Source organism: Mycolicibacterium sp. HS_4_1 (assembly GCF_054515875.1).
In genome coordinates, this window is sequence record NZ_CM137261.1 from 2,051,753 (window position 1) to 2,064,805 (window position 13,053).

Sequence of the window (13,053 nt, forward strand, 5' to 3'; positions counted from 1 at the left end):
GTCTACGCGGACCGGTTCGACGCCCGCCGGGCGAGTTCGGTGAGTCCGGCCTTGGCCTGGTCGTCGATGGGGGACGACGCGAGGGCGTCCAGTCCGCGGTCGGTGAGCAGCGCGATGCGCTGTTCGACGGCGGCCAGCGCACCCACGGACTCGATCACGCCGCACAGGTCGCTGACCTGGCCGTCGGTCAGGTCGGTCCCGATCGAGTCGCGCAGCAGGCTCGCCGCGGCCGGGTCGGCGCGTTCGGCCAGTTCAACGGCCTCGGCCAGCAGCACCGTGCGCTTGCCCGAGCGCAGGTCGTCACCCGACGGCTTGCCGGTGACGGCCGGATCGCCGAACACGCCGAGCACGTCGTCGCGCAGCTGGAACGCGATGCCCAGATCGGTGCCGACCGCGTGGAAGATCTTCTGTACGTCGGGCCGGTCGGCCGCCGCCGCGGCGCCCAGCTGCAGCGGCCGGGTGACGGTGTACGACGCGGTTTTGTACAAGTTCACGTTCATCGCGGAAGCCACGGTGTCGGCGCCGCTGGATTCGGCGACGATGTCGAGGTACTGCCCGCCGAGGACCTCGGTGCGGATGTGCGCCCACACCTCGTTGACGCGCCGCCGCGCATCGGCGGACAGGTCGGCGGCCGAGACCACGTCGTCGGCCCACGACAGCGCGAGGTCGCCGAGCAGGATGGCCGCGGACAATCCGAACTGCTCCGAGGAGCCGCGCCAGCCCTGCCGGCGGTGCCGGTCGGCGAACAGCCGGTGCACCGTGGGCAGGCCGCGCCGGGTTGCCGAACAGTCGATGACGTCATCGTGGACCAGGGCGCAGGCCTGTAGCAGTTCCAATGCGGAGAACAGGCGCAACATCGCGGAGTCGGCCGGGTGGCCGGGGTCGGGAGCCACGGCGCGCCAGCCCCAGTAGGCGAACGCCGGGCGGACCCGCTTGCCGCCGCGGAGCACGAACTCTTCGAGTGCGCCCGTCACCTCGGCGTAGGCGTCGCCGATGTAGGCGCTGTCCCGCCGGCGTTCGGCGAGATAGTCGCGCAGTTGATCTGTGATGGCATTCGCCAGCTCGCCAGCCGACGGACCTGCGGCATCGACGCTCAGCGCGCGTCCCCTCTCCTGACCCCGGAATCGTGCATCCAGATTAGAGGGTGTCGGATCAGAGGTCGGACACAGTGACAAAGTCACTCATCGGACACAGTGACAAAGTCACTCATCGGACGCTGCGGCGAACGTGGGGGACCGGTCGCGGCTCCAGTAGGCGAGGCCGCCGATGACGCCCGCGATCGCGAAGGCCAGGACGGCCATCCAGATCGCGGCCGTGGTGAACGAGCGCGCGCTCGGGTCGGTGTAGCGCGCCTGGGCCTTCATGGTGCTCACGACGCCGGGCTTGAGTTTCCACTGGACGATGTCGCTGGCCACCCGCTCGCCGTTGGTCGACGTGACGTCGCCGGGGAACGCTACCGACAGCGTGACGTCGGAATCCGGATCGCTGAGCGTGGTCAGGTCCACGCGGCCTTCGAGGATCACCAGGTCACCGGCACGGCGCAGCGAGATGTCGGCGCCGGCCGAGTCGCGACTCAGATTGGCCAGCTGGGGCACCTCGGAGAAGCTCAGGTCCGAGAACACCGCCTCGGAGCCGACGTAGTCGTCCTTGCGATAGTCCGAGACCGCCACTTTCTGGGCGAACGGCAGGTTGTTGGTCAACTGCGGACCCTTGTCGTCCGAGTTCTTGGCCTTGGCGGCGGCCACGATCTGGCCCGAAACCCGGTCGTCCGGCGAGACGGTGAGTGAGGTGTGGACGCGCACGCAGCCGACGGCGAGGGGGAGCAGCATCAGAAACAGCAGCATGGCGCGCAGGTGGCGGCGGCGGTTCACGCCGTTATCGTGCCAGATGGCGCGTGCACAGGGCTTCAGAGTGGCAGGGCGCGGCCCAAAATGGCGAACGGTCGCGGATCACCGGGGAAGAAGTAGTTGCGCATCACGTCGTGGAAACCCAGCCGGCGGTACAGCCGCCAGGCCCGGTTGCCTTCGCCGAGGATCTCCGGCGTCGACAGCAGGACGTGCGATTCGGCGGCGCCGGCGAGCAGCCGGCGGGCGAGTGCCTCGCCGAGCCCGTGCCCCTGGGCCCGCGGATGGATGTGCAGCTCGGTGAGCTCGAAGTACCCATTCATCAGCTGGTCGATGCGTTCGCTCGGGGTACCGACGTGACGCAGCCCCGTGGCGACCTGTTGGTACCACCACTGATCGGGCGCGCCGCGGTACCCGTAGGCGACGCCGATCATGGGCGCCGAGTCGATCGACCCGCCTTCAGCCAATTCCGGCGAGGGAACATCGAACGCGGCGACGCCGGTCCAGCCGTCACGTCGGGTGTGTTCGAGCCACATCGAGGCCCGCTGGCGTTCGGTGCCGCGCGGATAGCGCATGGCGTCGACGTAGACGGACAACGCGTCGTCGAGTCGATGCTGCATGTCAGCCAGCGACAGATCGGTCAGCAGCGTCGCCACGGTGTGAGCCTTTCGGTGCGGCGGGGAAGTCGGTGTCGGGGTACTGAACAGGCGCTGTCGCAGGGCCGACGTCCCAGTCTTACAATTCGGGAGTCTGAAGTATGTGGTACGTGTCTGTGTGACCTCGTATCATGACTGTTAGGGATCCGTGACCACGGGTGCAGACGTCAGGAGCCGCTGCGGGCAGCGGTGTGAGTTGGGAGGCGCGGATGCCACTCTCCGATCATGAGCAGCGCATGCTCGACCAGATCGAGAGTGCGCTGTACGCCGAGGACCCGAAGTTCGCTTCGAGCGTCCGGGGCGGCACGGTGCACGCGCCGTCGGCGCGCCGTCGGCTACAGGGCGCGGGGTTGTTCGTCCTGGGTCTGGCGCTGTTGGTGCTGGGCGTGGCATTTCGGATTCTGTGGGTCAACCAGCTGCCGATCCTGAGCGTGATCGGTTTCGTGGTGATGTTTGCCGGTGCGGTGTTCGCGGTGACCGGCCCCCGGGTGCTGTCCAAGGAGAAGTCGGTGCCGGCCGGCGGGAAGTCCAAGCGTGCTCGCGCCGGTAACTCCTTCACAAACCGGATGGAAGATCGATTCCGTCGCAGGTTCGACGAGTAAACGCTGACGCGTGAAACAGGGGTAGCCGATTCGGCTACCCCTGTTTTTGTTTTCGCCGCCCCTTGAGGGGTGTGACTCCGAGACACGCCGGGTTGGTAGCGAAATTTGCCGGCGGCTGCGACGCGGCGATTTTGCAGGGGCTGAGCTCCGCGGCTCCCCACATTGCCCCACCGCATCCCCACATGGCCTTCCAGCTGCGGTTTTAGTGCGCATCCAGGCTGTTTGCCGCCATCCTCCACCCCGGGATTGTCGTGATCACTGTGCCGGGTGGGGCAGATAAGGTCATTTTTAGACTTTGAATGGAGAGAAGTGGGGGATTGTGGGGTAATGTGGCGGACGTCGGAGAGACCGGACTCCGGAGTGGTAGGAGGTGCCTGATGTTCCTGGGTACCTACACGCCGAAGCTCGACGACAAGGGGCGACTGACGTTGCCCGCCAAGTTCCGCGACGCACTGGCAGGAGGGTTGATGGTCGCCAAGAGTCCAGATCACAGCCTCGCCGTGTACCCGAGGGCCGAGTTCGAAGAAGAGATTGCCCGCCGCGTGGCGAGCACTCCGCGGAATGACCCCGCTGCTCGTGCCGACCTGCGCGTTTTCGCCGCAGGCGCCGACGAGCAGCACCCCGACGCGCAGGGCCGCATCACCCTGTCCGGCGATCACCGTCGCTACGCGAGCCTGACCAAGGAGTGCGTCGTGATCGGTGCGGTGGACTACCTCGAAATCTGGGATGCCGCGGCCTGGCAGACCTACCAAGAAACTCACGAAGAGAACTTCTCCGCGGCAAGCGATGAAGCGCTCGGCAGCACCCATTGACCTGCAGGCCCGTGCAGCGTGGCCTCTGCCCGAACCGGCCCTGGCGTACTTCCCCAACGTCAGGTCCGTCAACTCGGACAGAGACCTCGTTGCAGGGGCCGCACAAATCCACCAGCTGAAGCCTTTTGGGGGTGTTGCGTTGACCGATCGCCGGCCGCACATCCCGGTGTTGCTGGACCGCTGCGTCGAGCTGCTGGCCCCCGCTCTCACCCGGCGCGCCGCCGATGGCAGCGGCGCCGTCATGATCGACGCGACGTTGGGTGCCGGTGGCCACTCCGAAGCCTTCCTGACACGCTTTCCCGGCCTGACGCTCATCGGGCTGGACCGGGACCAGACCGCGCTGCGGCTGGCGGGGGAGCGGCTCGCACCGTTCGGTGACCGCGTGCACCTGGTGCACACCGCCTACGACGGCATCGACGACGCACTGACCCAATCTGGTTACCACCCAGGCGAATTGGATGCCATCCTGTTCGACCTCGGGGTGTCCTCCATGCAGCTCGACCAGGCCGAACGCGGTTTCGCCTACGCGAAGGACGCGCCATTGGACATGCGGATGGACCAGACTTCGGGCCTGACCGCGGCCGACATCCTGAACACCTATGACGCCAAGGCGCTCACCCGCGTGTTGCGCGAGTACGGCGAGGAGAAGTTCGCCTCCCGCATCGCCGGCGCGATCGTCCGGGAACGGGCCCGGCGCCCGTTCACGACGACGACCGAACTGGTCGAGCTGCTGTACGCGGTGATTCCGGCCCCAGCCCGTCGGACCGGTGGTCACCCCGCGAAGCGGACGTTCCAGGCGCTGCGCACCGAGGTCAACGCAGAGCTGGACTGCCTGCGCGCGGCGATACCTGCGGCCCTGGATGCGCTGCGGCCCGGCGGCCGCATCGCGGTGGAGGCCTATCAGTCGCTGGAAGACCGAATTGTCAAGGGCTACTTCACCGATGCGATCGCATCGCGCACTCCGGAGGGCCTGCCGATGGAGTTGCCCGGCTACGAGCCGCTTTTCACCTCGCTGACGCGAGGCGCTGAGCGGGCCGACGAACACGAACTCGAATTGAATCCACGTAGCGCATCGGTTCGGCTGCGCGCACTGGAAAAAGTTGTCACAAGGGGAGGTCTGTGATGGCAAAGCGGCCAGCACCGGTACGCAGCGGCAGCACTCGACGGGGTGCCGACCCGGACCCGAGCAGGCGCGCCGGGGGGCGGACCCGCCGCAGTGGCGAGCCCGAGGCCCGCCGCGACGTGGGCAAGCGGGAAGTGGGGCGCGACAACAAGACTGACGCCCGCGTCAAGCGTGGCAAGCGCGACGTCCGGCCGCAGCGGTCAAAGCCCACCGGTGCCGGTCCGCAGACCACGCCGTTCGCCCGGCCTGCTGCGGCACCGTCGCGCCCCAAGAGTGCCTCTCAGGCCAAGGCTCGAGCCAAGGCGCGTAAGGCCAAGGCGCCCAGGGTTGTTCGCACCCCGCTGCGGGAGCGGCTGATCATCCGTATCGCCGAGATGGACCTGAACCCGCGGCGCCTGATCGCGCGGGTGCCTTTCGTCGTGCTGATCATCGGTGCGCTCGGCATGGGTCTCGGCGTCACGCTGTGGCTGTCGACCTCGGCGGCCGAGCGGTCCTATGAACTGGGCCGCGCCAAAGAGATCAATCAGGCTCTGCAGCAACAGAAAGAGGCCCTCGAGCGTGACGTGCTGGTGGCACAGGCTGCGCCGGCACTCGCCGATGCGGCCCGCAACCTCGGCATGATCCCGTCCCGCGACACCGCGCACCTGGTGCAAGATCCGACGGGCAATTGGCTGCTGGTCGGTAGTCCCAAGCCGGCGCAGGGGGTTCCGCCGCCACCCCTGAATACGCCGCTGCCCGAGGCGGCCCCGCCCGCCCCGGCGCCTGCCCGGGTCCCGGCGCCCGCCGCTGCTCCCGCCCCGGCGCCCGCCGCTGCTCCCGCCCCGGCGCCGGCTGCCGCGCCCGTTCCGGTCCCGGGCGCTGTTGCGGCCCCGGGCGCCATTCCGGTCCCGGGTGCGGTTCCGGCCCCGGCTGCCGCTCCCGCACCGGTGGTGGTGGACCCGCGCGAGCAGGTCGTACGTCCGCCGACCCCCGCGGCTCCTGTGCTCCCGGTCCCGGCGCCCGCGCTCGCGGCACCCGTCCCCGCCGCGCCGGCCCTTCCGGTACCCGGGCAGGGCACCCTGCCTGGGCCGGCCCAGCAGCCTGAAGCCGCGCTGCCCGTGCCGGCTGCGCAGGCTCCGGTTCCGGCGCAGGTTCCGGCCCCGCTGCCGGTGCAGCCCGCCCCCGGCCTTCCCGCATGAGCGGCACGCGCCCGAGCAAGCCCGGCGCTACGCGGACCGGCGCGCCGCGCAAGCGGCAGCCCGCCGCCAAACCACGTACCGCGCAACCGCATTCGGCCCGCGACCGACGGACCCGCGAGGCTGTCGTACCCGAGGGGCGGACCGGCTCGTTCGGGTTCCGCCACAAAGCCGGCAATATCGTCATCGCGCTGGTGCTGGTGACGGCGGCTGTGCAGTTGTTCTTCCTGCAGGGGCCGCGTGCGGCGGGTCTGCGCGCCGAGGCCGCCAGTCAGCTAAAGGTCACCGACGTGGAGAAGGCGGTGCGCGGCAGCATCGTCGACCGCAACAACGCCAAGCTGGCGTTCACCATCGAGGCGCGGGCCCTGACCTTCCAGCCCAACCGAATCCGTCAGCAGCTGACCGAGGCGAAGGCGAAGACCCCGGCGGCGCCGGACCCGGACAAGCGCCTCAACGAGATCGCGGTCGGCGTGGCCGGTCTGCTGAACAACAAGCCCGATGCCGCGACCCTGGCCAAGAAGATCACCGGCAGGGATTCGTTCGTCTACCTGGCCCGGGCGGTCGATCCGGCGGTCTCCGACGCCATCACCAAGAAGTACCCCGAGGTCGGTGCCGAGCGTCAGGACATCCGGCAGTACCCGGGTGGCTCGCTGGCCGCCAACATCGTCGGCGATATCGGCTGGGACGGCCACGGCCTACTCGGCCTCGAAGACTCCTTCGACGCAAAGCTTTCCGGCACCGACGGATCGGTCACCTACGACCGCGGTTCGGACGGCGTGGTGATCCCCGGCAGCTACCGGGACCGGCACGACGCCATCAACGGCGCGACGGTGCAGCTCACCCTCGACAACGACATCCAGTACTACGTCCAGCAGCAGGTGCAGCAGGCCAAGGACATGTCCGGGGCGCACGACGTCTCCGCCGTGGTCCTGGACGCGAAAACCGGTGAGATTCTGGCCATGACGAACGACAACACGTTCGACCCGGCGCAGGAGCTGAACCGGCAGGACGACAAGCAGATGGGCAACCTGCCCGTGACGTCGCCTTTCGAACCGGGTTCGGTCAACAAGATCGTCACCGCGGCCTCGGTCATCGAGTTCGGCCTCTCGAATCCCGATGAGGTGCTGCAGGTCCCAGGTACATACAACATGGGTGGCGTCACCATCCACGACGCGTGGGGCCATGGCGTCGACCCGTACACCACCACCGGCGTCTTCGGGAAGTCCTCGAACATCGGCACACTGATGCTGGCGCAACGGGTCGGTCCGGAACGGTTCGCCGACATGCTGACGAAGTTCGGCCTCGGCCAGCGCACGGGTTCCGGGTTGCCAGGCGAGAGTTCGGGTCTGGTTCCGCCGATCGATCAATGGTCGGGCAGCTCGTTCGCGAACCTGCCCATCGGCCAAGGTCTTTCGATGACACTGTTGCAGATGACCGGCATGTACCAGGCCATCGCGAACGACGGCGTGCGCATCCCGCCGCGCATAGTCAAGTCGGTCGTCTCGGCCGACGGCACCCACCAGGACCAGAAGGCGCCGGAAAACGTCCGGGTGGTGTCGCCCGAGACCGCAAAGACGGTGCGCAACATGTTCCGCGCGATACTTCAGCGGGATCCGCGCGGTACCCAGCAGGGCACCGGCTGGCCGGGTGCCGTCGAGGGCTACCAGATGGCCGGCAAGACCGGTACCGCGCAGCAGATCAACCCGGCGTGTGGCTGCTACTACGACGACCACTACTGGATCACCTTCGCCGGTATGGCGCCGGCCGACGATCCGCGGTACGTCGTCGGCATCATGGCCAACAACCCGCAGCGCAACCCTGACGGAACTCCTGGGCACTCGATGGCGGGGCTCTATCACAACATCGCGGCGTGGCTGATGCAGCGCGAGAACGTGCCGCTGTCACCGGACCCGGGTCCGCCGTTGATCCTGCAGGCCACCTGACCGGGCGGGTGCCCGTATCCGGCCCGGTACTGTGTCATGGCCATGTCTTCGCCTACCTTGCGCCCCGCTGACCCTGTCGGAGCCGCGCTGGGCTTGTTGGCCGACCACGTCGGCGCAGCGCTGTCATCCGATTCGCAGGTTCGGGAGTTGCGGGTCACCGGCGTCACGCTGAGCAGCCGGGATGTCGTCGCTGGGGATCTGTTCGCGGCGCTGCCGGGATCGGCCGCACACGGTGCTCGGTTCGCCGCCGATGCGGTCGCTGCCGGCGCCGCGGCGGTGCTGACCGACCCGGCCGGCCTGGACCTGCTCGATGTCACCGTGCCCGTTCTCGTCCAACCCGACCCGCGTGCGGTACTGGGTGAAGTCGCCGCCGAGATCTACGGCCGGCCATCCGAGCGGTTGCGCGTCATCGGCATCACCGGGACCTCCGGCAAGACCACGACCACCTATCTGGTGGAAGCCGGACTGCGCGCCGCCGGGCGGGTGGCCGGTCTGATCGGCACCGTCGGTATCCGGATCGACGGCCGCGACCTGCCGAGTTCGCTGACCACTCCCGAGGCCCCGGCGCTGCAGGCGCTGCTGGCCACCATGGTCGAGCGTGGCGTGGACACCGTGGTCATGGAGGTGTCCAGCCACGCGTTGTCACTGGGCCGGGTGGACTCGCTGCGCTTTGCCGCCGGGGGGTTCACCAACCTGTCACGGGACCACCTGGACTTCCATCCGACGATGGAGGACTACCTGGACGCCAAAGCTCGCCTGTTCCAACCGGATTCGCCCAACCGTGCTGCCGTGTCGGTCGTGTGTGTCGACGACGACTGGGGCCGCCGGATGGCAGCCCGGGCCGCCGACCCGGTGACCGTCAGCACCACAGGCGACGCCAACTGGACCATCGCCGATATCGAGGCCGACCGCGGTGGTCAGCAGTTCACCGCTATCGGGCCCGACGGCGTCCGGCACGGGCTGCGGATCGACCTGCCCGGCGGTTACAACGTCGCCAACGCGCTGTTGGCCGTCGCACTGCTCGACGCCGTGGGCGTCACCCCGGAGCAGGCAGCGCCGGGACTGGCCACCGCCAGCGTGCCCGGCCGCCTGCAGCGCATCGACCGTGGGCAGGATTTCCTGGCCCTCGTCGACTATGCGCACAAGCCCGGCGCCCTGGAGGCCGTGCTGCAGACGCTGCGCCCGCAGACCCAGGGCCGGCTGGCCGTGGTGTTCGGCGCCGGCGGCAACCGCGACGCCGGCAAGCGTGAACCGATGGGACGCATCGCCGCGGAACTCGCGGACCTGGTCGTGATCACCGACGACAACCCGCGTGACGAAGACCCCGACCAGATCCGGGCCACCATCGCGGCGGGTGCCGCCGACGGATCGGCCGAGGTGGTGGTGATCGGTGACCGGCGGGCGGCCATCGACCATGCCGTCGGCTGGGCCAGAGCCGGCGACACCGTCCTGGTCGCGGGGAAGGGACACGAGTCGGGCCAGACCCGCGCAGGCCGTACTCGTCCTTTTGACGATCGTCACGAGTTGGCCGCGTCTTTGGATCAGGTCCTGCATGCCGCGACCTTGAAGACTGGGGAGTCACCCGCATGATCGACCTGACCCTGGCAGAGATCGCCGACATCGTCGGCGGCGAGCTGTCCGACATCACCGCCGATGCCGCGGCGTCGACCCGGGTGACCGGGACCGTGGAGTTCGACTCGCGGGCCGTCACCGCGGGCGGGTTGTTCCTGGCCCTGCCGGGCGCCCGGTCGGACGGACACGACTTTGCCGCAGGCGCGGTGGCGGCCGGCGCCGTCGCGGTGTTGGCGGCCCGGCCGGTCGGCGTGCCGGCCATCGTCGTGAAACCTGTTGCTGGACAGGTTGATTCATCCTCGGGTGCGCTCGAGCACGACGCCGATGGTTCGGGCGCCGCGGTGCTGGCAGCCCTGGGCAAGCTGGCCCGCGCGGTGGCCGACCGGTTGACTGCCGGGGGACTGCGGATCATCGGAGTCACCGGCTCGTCGGGCAAGACGTCGACCAAGGATCTGCTGGCCGCGGTGCTGGCACCGCTGGGCGAAGTCATCGCGCCGCCGGGATCGTTCAACAATGAGCTCGGCCATCCGTGGACGGTGCTGCGAGCCACCCCGGACACCGACTTCCTGGTGCTGGAGATGTCCGCGCGGCACCCCGGGAACATCGCGGCCCTCGCCGCGATCGCGCCGCCGTCGATCGGTGTGGTGCTCAATGTCGGTACCGCGCATCTCGGCGAGTTCGGCTCGCGCGAGGTCATCGCGGCGACGAAATCCGAACTGCCGCAAGCGGTACCGGCCACCGGTGTCGTCATCCTCAACGCCGACGACGCCGCCGTGGCGGCGATGGCGGAGACCACCGCGGCCCGCGTGGTGCACGTCTCCCGGTCGCCTGGTGCCGATGTCTGGGCCGGTGACGTCAGCCTCGACGAGTTGGCCCGCCCACGCTTCACGCTGCATGCGGGGGAGCAGCAGGTTGACGTCGCACTGGCGGTGCATGGTGATCATCAGGTGTCCAACGCGCTCAGCGCGGCCGCGGTCGCGCTGGAATGTGGCGCGACCCTGCAGCAGGTGGCCGACGCGCTCGCCGGCGCCGGACCCGTCTCCAAGCACCGCATGCAGGTCACCACTCGCGCTGACGGTGTGGTCGTGGTGAACGACGCCTACAACGCCAACCCCGATTCGATGCGGGCGGGCCTCAAGGCACTGGCCTGGATGGCCAAGTCGGCGCGCGCCGAGACCGGTGCGCCGGTGCGTAGCTGGGCGGTGCTCGGCGAGATGGCAGAACTGGGTGATGACGCGATTGCCGAACATGACAGCATCGGTCGACTGGCCGTGCGTTTAGATGTCTCACGACTGGTCGTCGTCGGAACCGGGAGGACTATGGGCGCCATGCAACACGGCGCGGTGATGGAAGGCTCGTGGGGCAGCGAGGTCTCGCCGGTCCCCGATGCCGGTGCCGCGCTCGATTTGCTGCGCGCCGAGCTGGAGCCCGGCGATGTCGTGCTGGTCAAGGCCTCGAATTCGGCGGGGCTCGGCGCACTGGCTGAGGAGCTGGCGCGGGAGGGGCAAGCGTGATTCAGATCCTGTTCGCCGTCGGCATCGCGCTCGCGGTGTCGATCGTGCTGACGCCGGTGCTGATCCGGCTGTTCACCCGGCGCGGCTTCGGCCACGAGATTCGCGAGGACGGTCCGGCCAGCCACCAGAAGAAACGCGGTACGCCGTCGATGGGTGGCGTCGCGATCGTCACCGGTATCTGGTGCGGGTACCTGGGCACCCATGTGGTGGGGCTGCTGGTCGACGGCGAAGGGCCGTCGGCCTCGGGGCTGCTGGTGCTCGGCCTGGCCACCTCGCTGGGTGCGGTCGGCTTCATCGACGATCTGATCAAGATCCGGCGATCCCGCAACCTGGGCCTGAACAAGACCGCCAAAACCGTCGGGCAGCTGGTGTCCGCCGTTCTGTTCGGCGCTCTGGTGCTGCAGTTCCGCAACGCCAATGGTCTGACACCGGGAAGTGCCGGCCTGTCCTACGTGCGCGAGATCGCGACCGTCACCCTGGGCCCGCTGCTGTTCGTGTTGTTCGTCGTGGTGCTGGTCAGCGCGTGGTCCAACGCGGTGAACTTCACGGACGGCCTGGATGGCCTGGCGGCCGGCGCCATGGCGATGGTCAGCGCCGCATACGTGCTGATCACGTTCTGGCAGTACCGCAACGCGTGCGCCACCAGCCCGGGGCCGGGCTGCTATAACGTCCGCGATCCGCTGGACCTGGCACTGGTCGCGGCCGCGACGGCGGGCGCCTGCATCGGCTTCCTCTGGTGGAATGCCGCACCGGCCAAGATCTTCATGGGCGACACCGGTTCCCTGGCACTCGGTGGCATCATCGCCGGCCTGTCGGTGACCAGCCGCACCGAGACGCTGGCCATTGTGCTGGGCGCCCTGTTCGTCGCCGAGGTCACCTCGGTGGTGGTGCAGATTCTGGCATTCCGGACCACCGGTCGCCGGGTGTTCCGAATGGCGCCGTTCCATCATCACTTCGAACTGGCCGGCTGGGCCGAAACCACGGTGATCATCAGGTTCTGGTTGCTCACCGCCATTGCCTGCGGGCTCGGGGTGGCACTGTTCTACAGCGAGTGGCTCTCTGCCGGTGGCCGCTAGACACGGCTCCCGGTCAACATCCAGCAGGTGCGCCGTGGCGCTGGTAGCCGCTGTTAGGGTCGCGCCATGAATGTCGAGAAATACCTGGTCGGGCCGGTTGTCGTGGTGGCTGGTGCGGCGTTGCTCGCCGGCTGCGGCGGCTCGGACGGCAAGTCCGGAGGCAGCGAGGCCGCGGCGAAGTACGACATTTCGAAGGTCGGCGGCGCCAAGTCGAGCTTGCCGCCGGGTTTTGACCCCATGGATCTGGAGCGGGACACCGTCACCCAGGAGAAGCTCGACGCGCCCGGTGTCGGCGCACTGACCACGACGCCGCCGTCGGTCGTCACTCCCGCCGAGTGTGCGTCGCTGCTCAAGCCGCTCGCGCCGGCCGGCGTCGGAGCCAAGACGGCGGGCTTCATCGGCAGCGACCAGGAGGCCCACACCATCATCGTGATGGCGGCGGAGGCCGATAAGACCGTCGGCGAACTCGGCCACTCCGGCTGTGATCACCTCACCGTCGATACGACCGACGGTGTCACCGCGACCGTCGAACGCATCCCCGGTCCCGACATCGCCGGCGCAAAGACCATGGGTGTGCAGGCGCACATCACCGCCAATGGCAAGGCCATCGAGGAAACCACCTATACCGCAGTCATGGGCGACAAGACGGTTGCCGTCGTGCAGGCCGACATCGACCCGCAGGTCGCGAAGGACGTGCTCGTCAAGACTGTTGCGGCAATGAAGAGCTGAAGTTCCT

Annotated in this window: 12 protein-coding genes; 9 read left to right on the forward strand and 3 right to left on the reverse strand. The window is 68.7% G+C overall.

What is annotated here, in order from left to right; genetic code table 11:
- Positions 1-2 precede the first annotated feature (2 nt).
- The 3 genes from idsA2 to ACX12F_RS09750 all read right to left on the reverse strand — a co-directional run bounded on the left by idsA2 (position 3) and on the right by ACX12F_RS09750 (position 2,500).
- Positions 3-1,061, reverse strand: a complete 1,059-nt coding sequence (gene idsA2 / locus ACX12F_RS09740; protein WP_459370295.1) for a bifunctional (2E,6E)-farnesyl/geranyl diphosphate synthase — start codon at positions 1,059-1,061, stop codon at positions 3-5.
- A 141-nt stretch (positions 1,062-1,202) separates the two neighbouring features.
- Positions 1,203-1,844: an LppM family (lipo)protein gene (locus tag ACX12F_RS09745; RefSeq protein ID WP_459370296.1), complete on the reverse strand. Its 642-nt coding sequence runs from the start codon at positions 1,842-1,844 to the stop codon at positions 1,203-1,205.
- Positions 1,845-1,906: 62 nt separating this feature from the next.
- The gene (locus ACX12F_RS09750) at positions 1,907-2,500 is read right to left on the reverse strand and encodes a GNAT family N-acetyltransferase (RefSeq protein ID WP_459369373.1); all 594 of its coding nucleotides are present in this window, start codon (positions 2,498-2,500) and stop codon (positions 1,907-1,909) included.
- A 209-nt stretch (positions 2,501-2,709) separates the two neighbouring features.
- On the opposite strand from ACX12F_RS09750, the gene ACX12F_RS09755 reads away from it, so the two are divergent.
- The 9 genes from ACX12F_RS09755 to ACX12F_RS09795 all read left to right on the forward strand — a co-directional run bounded on the left by ACX12F_RS09755 (position 2,710) and on the right by ACX12F_RS09795 (position 13,046).
- Positions 2,710-3,102, forward strand: a complete 393-nt coding sequence (locus ACX12F_RS09755; RefSeq protein ID WP_459369374.1) for an SCO2097 family morphological protein — start codon at positions 2,710-2,712, stop codon at positions 3,100-3,102.
- Positions 3,103-3,479: 377 nt separating this feature from the next.
- Positions 3,480-3,914, forward strand: coding sequence for a division/cell wall cluster transcriptional repressor MraZ (gene mraZ, locus ACX12F_RS09760; RefSeq protein WP_459369375.1), 435 nt, complete (start codon positions 3,480-3,482; stop codon positions 3,912-3,914).
- A complete protein-coding gene (gene rsmH, locus ACX12F_RS09765) occupies positions 3,889-5,037 on the forward strand; it encodes a 16S rRNA (cytosine(1402)-N(4))-methyltransferase RsmH (RefSeq protein WP_459369376.1) in 1,149 nt (382 codons plus the stop codon). Before mraZ ends, rsmH begins: the two co-directional genes overlap by 26 nt.
- Positions 5,037-6,215 (forward strand): cell division protein FtsL, encoded by a 1,179-nt coding sequence (locus ACX12F_RS09770; protein WP_459369377.1) that lies wholly within the window; start codon positions 5,037-5,039, stop codon positions 6,213-6,215. Before rsmH ends, ACX12F_RS09770 begins: the two co-directional genes overlap by 1 nt.
- Positions 6,212-8,155: a peptidoglycan D,D-transpeptidase FtsI family protein gene (locus tag ACX12F_RS09775; protein WP_459369378.1), complete on the forward strand. Its 1,944-nt coding sequence runs from the start codon at positions 6,212-6,214 to the stop codon at positions 8,153-8,155. Before ACX12F_RS09770 ends, ACX12F_RS09775 begins: the two co-directional genes overlap by 4 nt.
- A gap of 36 nt (positions 8,156-8,191) precedes the next feature.
- Positions 8,192-9,745, forward strand: a complete 1,554-nt coding sequence (locus ACX12F_RS09780; protein ID WP_459369379.1) for a UDP-N-acetylmuramoyl-L-alanyl-D-glutamate--2,6-diaminopimelate ligase — start codon at positions 8,192-8,194, stop codon at positions 9,743-9,745.
- Positions 9,742-11,241 carry a UDP-N-acetylmuramoyl-tripeptide--D-alanyl-D-alanine ligase gene (locus ACX12F_RS09785; protein WP_459369380.1) on the forward strand — a complete coding sequence of 500 codons (1,500 nt, stop codon included), beginning with the start codon at positions 9,742-9,744 and terminating at the stop codon, positions 11,239-11,241. Before ACX12F_RS09780 ends, ACX12F_RS09785 begins: the two co-directional genes overlap by 4 nt.
- Positions 11,238-12,317: a phospho-N-acetylmuramoyl-pentapeptide-transferase gene (mraY, locus tag ACX12F_RS09790; protein WP_459369381.1), complete on the forward strand. Its 1,080-nt coding sequence runs from the start codon at positions 11,238-11,240 to the stop codon at positions 12,315-12,317. Before ACX12F_RS09785 ends, mraY begins: the two co-directional genes overlap by 4 nt.
- Positions 12,318-12,383: 66 nt before the next feature.
- The gene (locus tag ACX12F_RS09795) at positions 12,384-13,046 is read left to right on the forward strand and encodes a DUF5642 family protein (protein WP_459369382.1); all 663 of its coding nucleotides are present in this window, start codon (positions 12,384-12,386) and stop codon (positions 13,044-13,046) included.
- The last annotated feature ends 7 nt before the right edge of the window (positions 13,047-13,053 follow it).